The following is a 13,863-nucleotide window of genomic DNA, read 5'->3' as shown; positions in this document are numbered from 1 at the left end:
CTCAGCTGCCTTCGTTATTTAATCGATCTGAAAAGTACTCTCTATTTGAAAGAATACTTGGGTGTGTTGGATAAAATTTATAAGCTAATTCATTGTGCTCATTTGCAAGTCGAAACTCACCTATTCTGTCATAGCATACAGCTAGCTGTAAATGTGGTAGCCAAGTAGTACATGATGGGTTGTGAAGAATCAAACGATTGTTAACCTTATTTAAGGTTGCTTCTTTATACCAATAAATAGCTGAATTAAAATTATTTTTTTCAAAAAATGTATAAGCCAATCTACAACATGTTTCTGGATGAGTATTACCATATTTAAGGGCTCTTAATAACCAAGTAGTTTCTAAGTCTCTTAGATTAAACTCATGATAACTATTAGCAATATAATGACAGGCAAGGATATTAAGTTCCTCAAATGGCTGATTTAATCTCAAAAATTTAAAAAAATACTTTATTGATCGATCATGTTGATGATCTGAACTTAACTCTTTTGCATAATAAAATAAATCCATCGTAGAAAGATTAATGTGATTACTTAACATTTGTTCATATATTTGAATATTTTCTTTTGTATTTTGTGTAAAAGGAAGATCTGTAATAACGAGATTAGTAGAAAATGATTCAGAGATTTGTTCATTATTCATATCCGGTGAATGACTATTTGAACTTAATCTTTTAAATAATCTACTAATTTTTTGTTTACTTTTTTCATTCCATCCAATCTGATAATCGACAGCTACATTATAAACTTCATTGTCTATTGAGTGTTTTAACTTAGACAATGTTAAACGATCATTTTCTAGTAAAATTTCACTATGGTTTAGTAAAAGTATAAAGTCTTTTGTTGCCAATGATTTTGAAAAATTTAATGCAGCTATTTCATCCACACCATCAAAGACATGTATTTGGTCTGTAAACTGTCTTGCTAGCTCTATCGTTCGATCGTGGGAATTCATATCAACGATGATAATTTCATCAACTATGCTACTAACTGAACTAAGACATCTTTCAATTGTGGCTTCATTATTTTGTACAACCATGCATAAACTGACTGTGATCAAGCTATCACCCTTTCTTTAATTTTGATTTTGTATAAAATGATTGATGTTATTTTAATGTTGATTTTATTAAATAGTAGTTTCCAGATCATCTATTTTAGGACTGAATTTCTAGTTCTTCTTACACTAGTTAGTTTTTCAATCAAAATTGGGTCTACTAAACTGTTAGGATCCAGGAAAAAAACGTTAGAAGATAGTAAGGGTGGGTTATTGGTCTTTAAAATATGAGCGGAAATATTCTTGGTTGTGTAGAACGGAAGGATTATTCGGAACATAACTAGCAGCTATATCATTATATTTTCTAGCAGTAAGTTGATCGCCTAATCGACTATAGCATAGACATAACTGTAGATTAGGTAACCAAGTGTAACAAGCCTGATTTATAAAAGGACTACTTGTTGGAACATCAACAAGAGTAGCAAGTTTATACCATGAAATAGCGCGTGTAAAATCACCTTGTTGAAGATAGACAAATCCTAAACGACAGCAGTTTTCTCCACGTGGTCCATCATATGAAAAAGATCTTAGACAACTACTAATCGCTTTTTCCAATTCGTTTAGATTAAAATAGCAGTCTGCCATTTTTCCGCACGCTTGAATATTATCCTCGTACCAGCCCTTTCCTTCATCAAGAAATAATTCATACCATTCAATTGCCTTTTCAAACAGCTGATGATCTACGCATTCATTCGCATAATAGTATTTGTCACGAGGACTTAGTTCATTTCCTGAAGAAATCGCATTTTCATAAATCTTTAAATTACGATCAGAAAACTCTTTGTCTTTTTGATGAATAATTGCGGCATCCGATTGAATAATTTCGCCGTAAACCTCCAAATATTCATGAACGAATCCAATCCATTTAAAATTTCTCTCTCGTTTAACGATTCGATTGCGTACAGAACTAAAGCTAGGATTACCATTTTCATCGAAAGCTAGATGATATTTCATCCCGACAGCGTCGACCTTTTTAGTTAATGACTTTTTTAATTTAAGTAATTTTTTTGCATTTTCATCAGTGATAATATCATCTGCATCTAGCCACATAATATAATCCTTCGTTGCTTTAGAAAACGCAAAATTTCTTGCCGCAGAGAAATCATTGATCCAAGTAAAATCATATATTGAATTTGTAAACTTTTTCGCTATTTCCTTTGTTTTGTCTGTTGAACCAGTATCAATTATGACAATTTCGTCTACTATATTAGATACAGAGGATAAACATCTGGAAAGTACAGCTTCTTCGTTTTTAACAATCATACAAAGGCTTAAAGTTATTGGTTTTTTTTTCATGAAATCCACCTCAATTTCTATGTTATTAAGGTTGTCAACAAATGGTGTCATTAATAAAGTTCAAAAAAAAGATTAATGTTGAAATTCTACATTAGATATGATTAAATGGAAAAAATGAATATTGAAAATTTTTAGATGAAGAGAGTAATCTTATTTTGATTCTTGTAGAGAGTTGGGGATGGTGGAAGCCTAACAGAGCGAATAAGATGAAGCGCACTTCGGAGAAGCAGTCTGAATTGATAGTAGGACTTTGCCGGGGAAGACCTCGTTAACAAATTTTAAAGTTGGTTCAATATATTTGAACAATTAGAGTGGTACCGCGGATTATTTAAACCCGTCTCTTATGATAGAGACGGGTTTTTTATATTTTGGAGAGGATTGATCATAATGAATTATGTAAATATGTATAGTGAACAAATTGAAAAAGCTTTAAATGGATCACTAACTTTAACTGAAATTAACACACTTATCGAAAAACCGAATTATGCAGATCAAGGTGATTTAGCATTTCCTTGTTTCCAATTAGCAAAAGCATTAAAAAAATCTCCAGTAATAATTGCAAAGGAAATAGCAGCACAGATTAACCATGATTTAATTGAAAAAGTAGAAGCAAACGGCCCATACGTAAACTGTTTTTTGAATAAAAAGCTAGTAAGTAAGCAAGTAATTGAATTAGTTCTTGGTCAGGGGAAGGAATATGGTAACCAAGTAATTGGAGAAGACAAAACGGTTGCGATCGATTGTTCCTCTCCAAATATTGCAAAGCCATTTTCGATGGGGCATTTGCGTTCAACAATGATTGGAAATTCAATTGCTAAAATAGCTGAAAAAAATGGGTATAAAGCAATAAAAATTAATCACCTTGGAGACTGGGGAACACAGTTTGGGAAATTAATTGTTGCTTATAAACTTTGGGGTAATCAAGACGAAGTAAAAGAAAATCCAATAAAAGAACTTTTAAAATTATATGTTAAATTTCATGAAGAAGTTGAAAAAGAGCCTCAACTTGAGGAAGAAGCTAGAAGCTGGTTTAAGCAATTAGAGGAAAAAAATGAAGAAGCTTTACACTTATGGAAGTGGTTCCGTGATGAGTCTCTAAAAGAATTCATGTTAGTATACGATTTATTAGGTGTTAACTTTGATAGCTTTAACGGAGAAGCATTTTACAATGATAAAATGGACCGAGTTATTGAACTTCTAGAGCAAAAAAACCTTTTAGTCGAATCTGAAGGTGCAGATGTTGTTGAATTAACTGAAAAGGAATTACCACCATGCTTAATTAGAAAATCTGATGGAGCTACGCTATATGCTACAAGAGATCTAGCAGCTGCACTTTATCGTAAAGAAACATATGATTTTGATAAAGCAGTGTATGTTGTAGGTGGAGAACAAGCATTGCATTTTGAGCAAGTATTTACAGTTTTGAAGAAAATGGGGTACGAATGGTCTAAAGATATGGTTCACGTACCATTCGGCTTAATCCTACAAAATGGTAAAAAAATGTCTACACGAAAAGGAAAAATTGTTCTTTTAGAAGAGGTAATTGAAGAAGCGATTAGTTTAGCTAGTCAAAATATTGCAGAAAAAAATCCTACATTAAAAAATAAAGAAGAAGTAGCAAAAATGGTTGGAGTCGGCGCAATCATTTTCCAAGATTTAAAAAATGATCGTATGAATAACATCGAATTTTCACTTGAGCAAATGCTAAAATTTGAAGGTGAAACAGGACCATATGTACAATACTCCATTGCGAGAACAAATTCAATTTTAGATAAAGCTTCATCACAGGATTTAACAAAACAAGAGGGACTGGATGATTCATATAGTTGGGACATCATAAAACATATACTTGAGTTCCCTAATAAAGTAGCGCGTAGTTTTGAACAATTTGAACCATCTGTCATTGCTAAATATACAATCGATTTGGCACAAAGCTTCAATAAATATTATGGAAATACACATATTCTAACAAATGATGACCAATTAGAAAGTAGATTGGCATTAACTAAAATTGTTTCCGTTGTTCTTGAAGAAGGACTAAGATTATTAGGAATTCGTGCTCCAAAAGAGATGTAATAAAAACAGGTATTGAAGAAAATTTATTCTTCAATACCTGTTTTCTTTTTTGATATACTCTGAGCTTAAACACAGTCTTTCCATTTTTTACTACATATAAATAGTTATATCATTCTGTAGGAAGTAATTAACGATTTCATAATCAAAATAACGAAGTCTAAGAAAATAATTAAAAAGTCAAAAGATTTATTGAAAATGATTATCATTTTCATTTATAATGAATTTAGTGATATTTAGAGACTAAGGAGATAACGTTCAATGTCAATTTTAGATTTTATAAAAAATAGAAGAACAATAAGAGATACAAAAAAGGATCCAATTAATATGGAAGAATTAATGGAGCTACTTGAAGCTGCATCTTATGCTCCTTTCCACAGCAAAGAAGAGCCTTGGCAATTTATTATGGTTTCCGAAGAAAAAGAAAAAGAATATTACGCTTCAAAAATTGTAGATAGCTACGAAAGAATGGAATTAACGGAAACATATACAGTAGAGAAAATTAAAAAATCAACGGAATTCTTTAAAACATATATCGTCGACACACCAATGCATTTAATCATAACGACAGACCACTCAGAAAATGAAAAGAAAAATTTAGAAGCGATTGGAGCAACCTGTGCATTTGTTCAAAATTTACAATTAGCAGCTTGGGAAAAAAATATAGGAATGGTATGGCGAACAAATCCTTATATTTTTGATAAACAATTTTATATAGAGATGGGCATTCCTGAAAATCGAAAAATTTTAGGAGCTCTTCATATCGGTTATATAAATACAATGCCAAAAGGAACAAAGAAAAGAAAACATCCAAGTGAATGGACTACTAAGTTAAGTCAAAATATTACACTTTAAAAACGAAGATAGGACAAAATAAAAAGAGAGTACGAAAATTTTTCGTCTCTCTTTTTTAAATTAATTAAAACACTTTAGTAGTCCAGTTTTCGCCATTCCAAACGTCTGTAACTAAACCTTGGTAGAATTCAGGTTCGTGACAGATAATTAAAAGGCTTCCTTTGTACTCTTTTAGTGCTCGTTTAAGTTCTTCTTTAGCATCTACATCTAAATGGTTAGTAGGCTCATCGAGAACAAGTAAGTTTGTTTCTTGATTAATTAATTTACATAAACGAACTTTCGCCTTTTCTCCACCACTTAAAACAGCAACTTTACTTTCAATATGCTTTGTCGTTAGTCCACATTTTGCAAGTGCAGAACGTACTTCATATTGAGTAAATGATGGGAATTCATCCCAAACTTCATCGATACATGTTTTATTATTATCACCTTTTACTTCTTGTTCGAAGTATCCGATGTGAAGGAATTCTCCGCGCTCAACTTCACCAGAAATTGGTTTAATATCGCCAAGTAAACTACGCATTAACGTCGTTTTACCGATACCGTTCGCCCCAACTAAGGCAATTTTTTGTCCACGTTCCATACGTAGATTTAACGGTTTAGATAGTGGTTCGTCGTATCCAATCACTAAATCTTTTGCTTCAAATATTAATTTACCTGAAGTGCGAGCTGGTTTAAAGTGGAATTCTGGTTTTGGCTTTTCACGTGCAAGTTCAATGACATCCATTTTATCAAGTTTCTTTTGGCGAGACATTGCCATGTTACGGGTAGAAACACGAGCTTTATTACGAGCAACGAAATCTTTTAGTTCAGAGATTTCTTGTTGTTGACGTTTATAAGCTGATTCTAATTGTGATTTTTTCATTTCATGAATTCCTTTGAAATTATCATAATCACCAACATAACGATTTAATTCTTGGTTTTCCATGTGGTAAATTAAGTTAATTACACTATTTAAAAACGGAATATCATGCGAAATTAAAATAAATGCATTTTCATACTCTTGTAAATAACGCTTTAACCATTCAATATGCTGCTCATCTAAATAGTTAGTAGGCTCATCGAGTAATAAGATATCTGGTTTTTCTAAAAGAAGCTTTGATAGAAGAACCTTTGAACGTTGACCACCAGAAAGTTCTGTTACATCTCGATCAAGACCGATATCTTCTAAACCTAAACCTCGACCAATTTCTTCAACTTTAGCATCGATAATATAGAAATCATTATTTGTTAAAGTATCTTGAAGAACACCTACATCCTCAAGCATTTTCTCCATTTCTTCTGGAGTTGCATCAGCCATTTTTACATATAAATCATTAATTTCGTTTTCCATATCAAACATATATTGGAATGCACTTTTCAATACATCACGAATTGACATACCTGGCTGTAATACAGCATGCTGATCTAAGTAGCCTACACGTACTTTTTTAGACCATTCAACCTTGCCTTCATCAGGCTGTAATTTTCCAGTAACGATATTCATGAAAGTTGATTTACCTTCACCATTTGCACCAATAAGACCGATATGCTCACCTTTTAATAGACGGAACGATACATCATTAAAAATTGCACGATCACCGAATCCATGACTTAAGTTTTTTACAGTTAAAATACTCATTTATCTACACCTTTTCTATTGTTTTCGTTTTATATATTAATGTTCTTTAAATTAGGCTATTCGTAACTTTTATCTCTAAATATTATAGAAAAGCCATAAAAAAGAACGGAATTTAAGCAATCACCTTCTAATTATAGTCTGCAATTGGGTATGTGTTCAATGGTAAAATTAAAATAGCAAAAAAGGGAAAAAGCGGGAAAGCAGGGAATAGAGAGGTAGAAGAATTATATGAGTAAGAGAAATAAGGAGGTAAATTTTTATTGAAAAAAAGATTTTTATTATTAGCCATATTTGTTTTTTTAGTTAGTTGTAATCGAGAAGTAACAAGTAACCATTTAACTACTAGTGGAAGAAGTATTGTTGAATCTTATAATATGACTAATTCTGAGAAAAACGTAATTAAGAGAATAGGAGAAAATCCTGATCAAATAGCACTATTTAAATTGAATTTTGGAAATGTTAATCAGTTAAAAGAGATTAAAGTAAAAGTGAAAGTGTATGAAGATGGAAAACTAATTCAGACTATTTCAGATTCAGGCATATATATTACTAAAAATGATATTGGAAAACCATTTTATCTTTCATTTCAACGAAAACTTCAATTAGAAACAGAGCGAACTTATGAATGGAATACTACTATTTCACAAAGCGCTAAAACCAGTAGTACGGTTCAAACGGTATACAAACAGCCTCAAATGACGAATGTTTCAACAATTGGAACCATATTTAAGAAACAAGAAATCAAAAAGGATAAGGAAATTATTCTTGGGGCATTTATAGATGCAGTAGACAGGATGGAAACAGTGGAAGTTTTTCCTGACATTCAAGATAATGAAAGACTATTTAAAAATAAATATGTATACTTATTATGTCTAGAAGTGAAATAGATAAAAGAGTGATAATGGGAAAAAGGGAATAGCTTTTCATTTCCTTCGTATAGATATCCCATACAAAGATCCAACAAATGAGGAGGAATAATATATGTTTGGTAAAGTTGCTGCAGATATGCTTGGTTTAAGTGATGTAGGTAGTGTTATTGAACCGAAAAATTATGACAAAGTTGATTCTGACGATTATGTAATGCATGAAGATAATGAAAAAATTTATTTTTTAATTAAATCAAAATCAGATGAGTATTGCTTTACGAATAAGGCTTTAATTCATTTAGACGGTACAAGTGCAATAAGTAAGAAGCGTACACTTCATCGTTATAATTATCACACTCATAAAATCACACATGTTTTACTTGAAACAGCTGGTACAATTGATTTAGATGTTGAAATTAAGTTCAACATAGGAGGTAGAGAGTTTTCGATTGATGTTCATAAAAAACATATTGAACAAGTAAAGGATCTATACAAAGCATTACTAATGATCGCTGAAATTAGTCATGAAAATGAAAAAGCACTTGACTATGCGAAAGAAAGCATTGAAATTGCTTCTACAACATTAGGCCGCGTAACTTCAAATGAAAATAATTTAGTGAACAGTTTTAAAGAAATTAATGAAGCTGCTTTTGAATGGTTAATGAAATCTAGAGAGCAATACAAAGTTAAAGATTTCGGATCAGTATTTGAGAAGTATATTAATAATTAATTATGTAAAGGGAAGTCTCGTAAGTCTAAGCTAAGCACTTATGAGACTTTTTTTGTGCCTTAGATTAGAGAAATGCGATTATAAGGATTCATGAGTAAGTGAAAAAGCAAAAGTATGAAATATAGTACCTCATAAAGTGTTCATAAGTAAGTTGAAAAGCACAAAGATGGAATATAGTACCAAATAAATGGTTCATGAGTAAGTGAAAAAGCAAAAGTATAAAATGTAGTACCTTATAAAGGGTTCATGAGTAAGTAAGAAAGCAAAAAGATGAAATGTAGTACCTCATAAAGGGTTCATGAGGTAGTAAAAAAATTTGGAGAGAAATCAAACTAAAAATCAATTATAAACACAAAAAACTCGCAAGGAACCTAATACCTTGCGAGTTTTTTAGGGAAAAGTCCTAATTAATTAAAACTTCTGCTTTTTGACGATTTAATATAGTAGCATCGGGACAACGTTTTTTTATTTCTCGTAAAAAAATTTCTTCATCTTTAGGAAGTGAAATTAAGGCAAATCCGTACTTGTTATATTCGATTTTTAAACGTTTGAAGGTCCATGCAGGTGATGAAACTGGATTATTCGAGAAATTAATTGTTCTGATTTCACTATATGGAATGTTAATTGTAATAAATCCAAATTTTGATTTGAATTCAGTTTCGGTTAATTCATGGTATGTGTTGAATAATGCCCAAACTAGAACAATTAATATTGGTAATAAAAAGACAAAGACTACTAAACTTATAATGATTCCCGTGGTATCAGTTTCAATAAAGCTGATGATGGGAACTGAAATAATGATGGGAATTAAGCTCAGAATTAGGACGACTAAAAGAGGATTTTTCTTCACTTTAAATTTCATGGCGACACCTTAATCCTATCCTAAAATTTGATTTAAATGGTGCTTCATATGGTCAATGTAATCAGTAAATAACCAGCTTAGTGTAACAGATTCTTCATTTTGACTATTATATTGTAATTTCCATTGGTCTTCTGAAATGTTTGAGATCACATTCATGAAACGAGAATTTAGAGCAGTCCATAAAGTAAGAATTTCTTCAATTGTATAGCTATTTTGATAATCATTTAATTCAACCCATGAATTTTGTTTATAAAGCTCCAAAACAAGTTCATCATTAGAGGACAATCGATCTATAAATCTTTTATGATTCATAGTCGCAGAATCGCATAGATGTCCAAGGATTTCTTTTTTAGACCATTTTGTTGGACTTGGTTTATAATCTGTATTCGATAAAGCTCTAATGATTTTTGGAACGGATTGGATTAGACTACTAAATTCGTTTATTAAATTATTCATCTAAATATTCCTCCTTCGTTTCTACATGTTATGAATATGTTTAAACATTTTTCTTTATGAGTCTTTAGACAAGCCATAGGTGAATAGGTTATTAGTAGGACAATCTTGGAGGTGGCTTCATGTTAATCTTTTTACTTTATGTCGGATTGTTGGTTGGAGTCTTAGCTGTTTATAAAGATGCCATTAAGCGGGATGTTAGTAATCTTGGGTTTCAAATGATCGGTTATTATGTACTAGCTTCTTTACCATTTCGGTTATTTTGGTTACCGATCCCTTTTGGATTTTTGATTTGTTTATTTTTATTATCTAAACCGATGCTTCGATATAAAAAACAAAAACAAGTTGCTAGCTTATTAGGTTTCATTGTATTTATAGTAGATGCTTTATTCTAAATGAATTTTTCATTTAGAATAAAGCTTTTTTATTTTATTTCTTTGAAATCTTTAATGCCTTTTCGGTATTAGCAAAGTGTAACTTCGTTAAACTTCGTAAAGCTTCAAAACCTTTTGATTTAATTAGCTTTGCAGCGGCTTGATCAACTTTTGCCCCGGCACCTTTTGGTAAGGTCATGCCAGCTTTTTCACTTAATTGATCCATTTGTTGTAGGAAAGCATATCGGGCTAAAATAGAAGAAACTGCAACTGAGAGATGCAAACCTTCTGCTTTTGTAGCGAATTGAACTTTATCACGAATAACTTCTTTTGTTCCTTTTAAATATCCGTAGTATAAATTTGGAGGAGTAAATTGATCAATTAAGATTGCATCATATTTTTTATCTTCTAATTTTGAAATAGTATTTCGAATTGCTTGATTATGTAATAGCGCCTTTAGTTTATTCATGTTATATCCTTTTTCTTGCATAGCATTATATTTCTCATTGTGCAGTACTAAGAGGCTGTAAGTTACGACATGAACAATTTTTTTTGCTATGCTGCATATGGCATCGTCAGTTAGTTCTTTGGAATCTTTTACGCCTAATTCTTTTAGTAATTCAAATTGACTTGGTTCTACAAAGGAAGCTACTACTGTCATCGGCCCAAAGTAGTCACCTGTACCAACTTCATCACTACCTATAACTGCAAGACTGGAAAAGTTTTTTGGTAAAGTTGAATTCGTATTTGTAGGGTTTACTTTTTTAGGAGTTTGGCTAGCTGATTTGCCTTGCCATTTACTTACTTCAGCATCACAATTTGAGCCTTGAAACATAACTTTACCTGATTTATATGCAGTGATTGTACAGCCACTAGGTTTAGCCATAAATACTCCACCTTGTGGTACTTTTGATTGAAGGCTGCTTTGGTAGTGTGCTTTCATCTTTATGAGAGTATCTTCAGAAACTGTTAATACAGTGTTTGACATAAATTTCTCCTTTATAAATGGATATTTTCCTATACTTTTGTTTGTATTGAATTTCATGTTATAGTTAAGGTTAGAATGTTTATAGCTGAATGGAGGTATGAAGTTGTCCAATTCTTCATCGAAACAAAAACTAAATGTAACTATTTATGGGCAACATTATGCAATTACTGGTGACGAGTCAACAGATCATATTCGCCATGTTGCCTCAATTGTAGATGATAAAATGAAAGAAATAAATAAAAAAAATCCATTATTAGATACTAATAAATTAGCTGTATTGACAGCAATAAATATTGTAAGTGATTATGTGAAATTAAAAGAAAGAGCTGAGATGCTCGAAAAATTATTAGAAAAACAAACGAAAAGTGAGCAGAAAGAAAATGATTGATTTAATTATACTTATTATTTTTATTTTAGGAATTTTGACAGGTTGGAAAAGAGGATTTGTTAGCAGCCTTGTACGATTACTAGGTTTTTTACTTTCCATATACCTAGCTTATCATTATTATGAGCAGACCGCTACTTCGCTTAAAAAAATATTTCCAATTCATATAAGCGGAGGACAAACCGTTAATGCAGAACAGTTCGTATATGAAATTATAGCTTTTGCTTTGCTATTTATTGGGACAAGGCTAGTTATTTCATTTATTGGTTCGTTATTAAATGGAGTTTTCCAATTACCTGTTTTAAAGCAGATGAACTCCTTCTTAGGTGGTATTTTTGGTTTTATAGAAGTTTATTTATTTGCGGTTTTGGCGCTTTTTATAGCTTTAATTATACCAATTGATACGCTTCATGTTTTATTACATAAATCAAATATCGCGTATTTTATGGTTCAACATACACCATTTATATCAAATCAATTAATGGAATTATGGAACGGATTTTCTAGTTCTGAAATACTTTAACCTGAGTTTAAGTGAAAAAAATTTTCTATTGTTAAGTAGGTGACTTAAAATGCACAAAAAAGAGTTAATTAAATTGTTAGAACAAATTGCTACTTATTTAGAACTAAAAGGTGAGAATGCTTTTAAAATATCAGCATTTCGTAAAGCGGCAAATGCATTAGAAACTGATGAAAGAAGTCTTGAACAAATCGACGACTTTACTGCTATAAAAGGAATCGGAAAAGGGACTTCTGCAGTAATTTTAGAATATATTGAAACTGGTAAAAGTACGGTATTGGAAGAACTACAAGAATCATTGCCTAAAACTTTACTTCCTTTACTCAGATTACCAGGATTAGGTGGGAAAAAAGTAGCTAAGCTTTATCAATCATTACAAATTGAGAGCATGGAGCAGTTAAAAGAAGCATGCTTAAATGGTAAGTTACAAGGATTAGCTGGATTCGGTAAAAAGACAGAGAAAAATATTTTAGAATCAATCGAGGAATTTGGTAAGCAGCCTGAACGCTTGCCACTTGCAGATGTATTACCAATTGCTGATAAAATTGAAGCATATTTAGCAGAGATGAAGGATGTTGAAAAGTATTCAAGAGCAGGAAGCTTACGAAGAGTACGTGAAACTGTTAAAGATTTAGACTTCATCGTTGCATCAAATAAACCTGAAAGTATTAAAGAACAATTACTATCGATGCCGGAAATCGTTCGAATAATTGCACAAGGGGATACAAAAGTTTCTCTTGTTTTAAAAGGTGTTGAGTATGAGATTTCAGTTGACTTCCGAATTATTCAACCAAAAGAGTTTGCTACAACGCTGCATCATTTTACTGGTTCCAAGGATCATAATGTAGCTATGCGTCAATTGGCTAAAGATCGTGATGAAAAAATTAGTGAGTACGGTGTTGAGAATGTTAATACTGGTGAGGTTTTAACATTTGAAAATGAAGAAGATTTTTATGCTCACTTTAATTTACCTTGTTTTCCGCCTGAAATTCGAGAGGATGGAAAGGAAGTTTCAACTTTTACAAACGATTTTCCATTAATTCGTTTAGAAGATATGAAATCTGATTTGCATATGCACTCTACTTGGAGTGATGGTGGCTATTCAATTGAAGAAATGGCAGATGCATGCCGTGCTAAGGGATATAAATATATTGTCATCACAGACCATTCACAATATTTAAAGGTTGCGAACGGTTTAACTCCTGAGCGATTATGGAAACAAAAAGAAGAAATTCAGCGTGTCAATGAAAAATACACTGATTTTACAATTCTACATGGGGTAGAAATGGATATTTTACCTGATGGTTCGTTAGATTATGAAGATGATGTTTTACGTTCACTTGATTTTGTTATTGCATCAATTCATTCTAGTTTTAGTCAAGATGAAGAGACAATTATGATGCGTTTAAAAAATGCAATGAGAAATCCTTATGTTAGCATGATTGGGCATCCAACAGGTCGCAAAATAGGTAGAAGAGCTGGGTACAAAGTAAATGCTGAAGAATTAATTTCTGTAGCAAAAGAAACAGGTACAATTTTAGAATTAAATGCAAATCCAAATCGATTAGATTTAAATAAAGAAATGTTAATGATGGCTGCGGAAGCTGGTGTGATGCTATCAATTAATACTGATGCACATAACATTGATATGCTAGAGCATATGACTGTTGGAGTTAGTGCTGCCAAGAAGGCTTGGTTAAAAAGAGAAAATATAGTAAATACATTTGAATTACACGAACTTTTAAGCTTGATTGAAAGGAAACGTAATCGAGTGTAAGGAGGATTA

At 31.6% G+C, this 13,863-nt stretch carries 14 protein-coding genes and 1 other annotated feature; of the genes, 8 read left to right on the top strand and 6 right to left on the bottom strand.

Annotated elements, in window-relative coordinates; all coding sequences use genetic code 11:
• Position 1: 1 nt before the first annotated feature.
• Together AB1282_RS00905 and AB1282_RS00900 are read right to left on the bottom strand one after the other, a co-directional pair.
• A complete protein-coding gene (locus tag AB1282_RS00905; protein ID WP_429898258.1) occupies positions 2 to 1,060 on the bottom strand; it encodes a tetratricopeptide repeat-containing glycosyltransferase in 1,059 nt (352 codons plus the stop codon).
• A gap of 204 nt (positions 1,061 to 1,264) precedes the next feature.
• Entirely contained in the window at positions 1,265 to 2,350 is a 1,086-nt protein-coding gene (locus AB1282_RS00900) for a tetratricopeptide repeat-containing glycosyltransferase family 2 protein (protein ID WP_056472313.1), read from the bottom strand.
• 123 nt (positions 2,351 to 2,473) lie between these two features.
• Positions 2,474 to 2,695: a binding site (T-box leader), on the top strand.
• A 42-nt stretch (positions 2,696 to 2,737) separates the two neighbouring features.
• Here AB1282_RS00900 and argS point away from each other — a divergent pair.
• On the top strand, positions 2,738 to 4,426 hold the full coding sequence (argS, locus tag AB1282_RS00895; protein WP_429898257.1) for an arginine--tRNA ligase: 1,689 nt from the start codon (positions 2,738 to 2,740) through the stop codon (positions 4,424 to 4,426).
• Between the two features lie 258 nt (positions 4,427 to 4,684).
• Positions 4,685 to 5,278 carry a nitroreductase family protein gene (locus tag AB1282_RS00890; protein ID WP_056472318.1) on the top strand — a complete coding sequence of 198 codons (594 nt, stop codon included), beginning with the start codon at positions 4,685 to 4,687 and terminating at the stop codon, positions 5,276 to 5,278.
• A gap of 64 nt (positions 5,279 to 5,342) precedes the next feature.
• On the opposite strand, the gene AB1282_RS00885 is transcribed toward AB1282_RS00890, so the two are convergent.
• Positions 5,343 to 6,899: an ABC-F family ATP-binding cassette domain-containing protein gene (locus tag AB1282_RS00885; protein WP_056472320.1), complete on the bottom strand. Its 1,557-nt coding sequence runs from the start codon at positions 6,897 to 6,899 to the stop codon at positions 5,343 to 5,345.
• 260 nt (positions 6,900 to 7,159) lie between these two features.
• Between AB1282_RS00885 and AB1282_RS00880 the strand changes: the two genes are divergently transcribed.
• Both AB1282_RS00880 and AB1282_RS00875 read left to right on the top strand, forming a co-directional pair.
• Positions 7,160 to 7,786: a hypothetical protein gene (locus tag AB1282_RS00880; protein ID WP_056472322.1), complete on the top strand. Its 627-nt coding sequence runs from the start codon at positions 7,160 to 7,162 to the stop codon at positions 7,784 to 7,786.
• A gap of 94 nt (positions 7,787 to 7,880) precedes the next feature.
• On the top strand, positions 7,881 to 8,495 hold the full coding sequence (locus AB1282_RS00875) for a PH domain-containing protein (protein WP_056472324.1): 615 nt from the start codon (positions 7,881 to 7,883) through the stop codon (positions 8,493 to 8,495).
• A gap of 403 nt (positions 8,496 to 8,898) precedes the next feature.
• Here AB1282_RS00875 and AB1282_RS00870 read toward each other — a convergent pair whose 3' ends face one another.
• Complete coding sequence (locus tag AB1282_RS00870; protein WP_429898256.1) at positions 8,899 to 9,357, bottom strand: PH domain-containing protein; 459 nt, start codon at positions 9,355 to 9,357, stop codon at positions 8,899 to 8,901.
• A 15-nt stretch (positions 9,358 to 9,372) separates the two neighbouring features.
• Positions 9,373 to 9,813 (bottom strand): DinB family protein, encoded by a 441-nt coding sequence (locus AB1282_RS00865; protein ID WP_056472327.1) that lies wholly within the window; start codon positions 9,811 to 9,813, stop codon positions 9,373 to 9,375.
• A gap of 119 nt (positions 9,814 to 9,932) precedes the next feature.
• On the opposite strand from AB1282_RS00865, the gene AB1282_RS00860 reads away from it, so the two are divergent.
• Positions 9,933 to 10,205, top strand: coding sequence for a hypothetical protein (locus tag AB1282_RS00860; RefSeq protein WP_056472328.1), 273 nt, complete (start codon positions 9,933 to 9,935; stop codon positions 10,203 to 10,205).
• A gap of 34 nt (positions 10,206 to 10,239) precedes the next feature.
• Here the strand turns inward: AB1282_RS00860 and rnhC are convergent, their stop codons facing one another.
• The gene (gene rnhC / locus AB1282_RS00855; RefSeq protein ID WP_429898255.1) at positions 10,240 to 11,172 is read right to left on the bottom strand and encodes a ribonuclease HIII; all 933 of its coding nucleotides are present in this window, start codon (positions 11,170 to 11,172) and stop codon (positions 10,240 to 10,242) included.
• A gap of 97 nt (positions 11,173 to 11,269) precedes the next feature.
• Between rnhC and zapA the strand changes: the two genes are divergently transcribed.
• Genes zapA through polX form a run of 3 tightly spaced genes read left to right on the top strand, consistent with a single transcriptional unit; the run spans position 11,270 to position 13,854 of the window.
• Positions 11,270 to 11,560 carry a cell division protein ZapA gene (gene zapA / locus AB1282_RS00850; protein WP_056472333.1) on the top strand — a complete coding sequence of 97 codons (291 nt, stop codon included), beginning with the start codon at positions 11,270 to 11,272 and terminating at the stop codon, positions 11,558 to 11,560.
• The gene (locus AB1282_RS00845; RefSeq protein WP_056472335.1) at positions 11,553 to 12,080 is read left to right on the top strand and encodes a CvpA family protein; all 528 of its coding nucleotides are present in this window, start codon (positions 11,553 to 11,555) and stop codon (positions 12,078 to 12,080) included. Before zapA ends, AB1282_RS00845 begins: the two co-directional genes overlap by 8 nt.
• Before the next feature lie 49 nt (positions 12,081 to 12,129).
• Positions 12,130 to 13,854: a DNA polymerase/3'-5' exonuclease PolX gene (polX, locus tag AB1282_RS00840; RefSeq protein ID WP_429898254.1), complete on the top strand. Its 1,725-nt coding sequence runs from the start codon at positions 12,130 to 12,132 to the stop codon at positions 13,852 to 13,854.
• Positions 13,855 to 13,863: the final 9 nt, after the last annotated feature.

The sequence above is a fragment of the Gottfriedia sp. S16(2024) genome (genome assembly GCF_050473765.1).
Classification (GTDB): domain Bacteria; phylum Bacillota; class Bacilli; order Bacillales; family Bacillaceae_G; genus Gottfriedia.
The sequence above is the reverse complement of the archived record's forward strand: the minus strand, read 5'-3'. Positions and strand labels throughout refer to the sequence as shown.

Excerpts from the sequence above, each read along its gene's own strand:
- AB1282_RS00900 (WP_056472313.1), bottom strand. The coding sequence starts at position 2,350 with ATGAAAAAAAAACCAATAACTTTAAGCCTTTGTATGATTGTTAAAAAC.
- argS (WP_429898257.1), top strand. The coding sequence starts at position 2,738 with ATGAATTATGTAAATATGTATAGTGAACAAATTGAAAAAGCTTTAAAT.
- AB1282_RS00890 (WP_056472318.1), top strand. The coding sequence starts at position 4,685 with ATGTCAATTTTAGATTTTATAAAAAATAGAAGAACAATAAGAGATACA.
- AB1282_RS00885 (WP_056472320.1), bottom strand. The coding sequence starts at position 6,899 with ATGAGTATTTTAACTGTAAAAAACTTAAGTCATGGATTCGGTGATCGT.
- AB1282_RS00875 (WP_056472324.1), top strand. The coding sequence starts at position 7,881 with ATGTTTGGTAAAGTTGCTGCAGATATGCTTGGTTTAAGTGATGTAGGT.
- AB1282_RS00870 (WP_429898256.1), bottom strand. The coding sequence starts at position 9,357 with ATGAAATTTAAAGTGAAGAAAAATCCTCTTTTAGTCGTCCTAATTCTG.
- AB1282_RS00865 (WP_056472327.1), bottom strand. The coding sequence starts at position 9,813 with ATGAATAATTTAATAAACGAATTTAGTAGTCTAATCCAATCCGTTCCA.
- AB1282_RS00860 (WP_056472328.1), top strand. The coding sequence starts at position 9,933 with ATGTTAATCTTTTTACTTTATGTCGGATTGTTGGTTGGAGTCTTAGCT.
- rnhC (WP_429898255.1), bottom strand. The coding sequence starts at position 11,172 with ATGTCAAACACTGTATTAACAGTTTCTGAAGATACTCTCATAAAGATG.
- zapA (WP_056472333.1), top strand. The coding sequence starts at position 11,270 with ATGAAGTTGTCCAATTCTTCATCGAAACAAAAACTAAATGTAACTATT.
- AB1282_RS00845 (WP_056472335.1), top strand. The coding sequence starts at position 11,553 with ATGATTGATTTAATTATACTTATTATTTTTATTTTAGGAATTTTGACA.
- polX (WP_429898254.1), top strand. The coding sequence starts at position 12,130 with ATGCACAAAAAAGAGTTAATTAAATTGTTAGAACAAATTGCTACTTAT.